This is a genomic window from Enterococcus sp. 3H8_DIV0648, from assembly GCF_002140655.1.
GTDB classification, from domain to species: domain Bacteria; phylum Bacillota; class Bacilli; order Lactobacillales; family Enterococcaceae; genus Enterococcus_A; species Enterococcus_A hulanensis.
On the sequence record NZ_NGLG01000001.1, the window covers coordinates 225,197 to 225,810 of the forward strand.

General features: G+C 49.8%; 1 protein-coding gene. It reads left to right on the top strand.

The features are described 5' to 3' along the window. The coding region (locus A5875_RS01045; protein WP_176244584.1) for a hypothetical protein at window positions 1–614 on the top strand (614 nt) is incomplete at both ends.

Consider the following 614-nt stretch of genomic DNA (forward strand, 5'->3'; position numbering starts at 1 on the left):
GATTCGGATAGTGACTCAGATTCGGACAGCGATTCAGACTCGGATAGCGATTCGGATTCAGATAGCGATTCGGACTCGGATAGCGACTCAGATTCAGATAGCGATTCGGATAGTGACTCAGATTCAGATAGCGATTCAGACTCGGATAGCGATTCGGACTCGGATAGTGACTCAGATTCAGATAGCGATTCGGACTCGGATAGTGACTCAGATTCGGACAGCGACTCGGACTCGGATAGTGACTCAGATTCAGATAGTGACTCAGACTCGGATTCAGATAGTGACTCAGATTCGGACAGCGACTCGGATTCGGACAGCGATTCAGACTCGGATAGCGACTCAGATTCAGATAGCGACTCAGATTCGGACAGCGATTCGGATTCGGATAGCGACTCAGACTCAGACAGCGATTCAGATTCAGATAGCGATTCGGACTCAGATAGCGATTCAGATTCGGATAGCGACTCAGATTCGGATAGCGACTCAGATTCGGACAGCGATTCGGATTCAGATAGCGACTCGGACTCGGACAGCGATTCGGACAGTGACTCGGACAGTGACTCGGATTCAGACAGCGATTCAGATTCGGATAGCGACTCAGATTCAGACAGTGA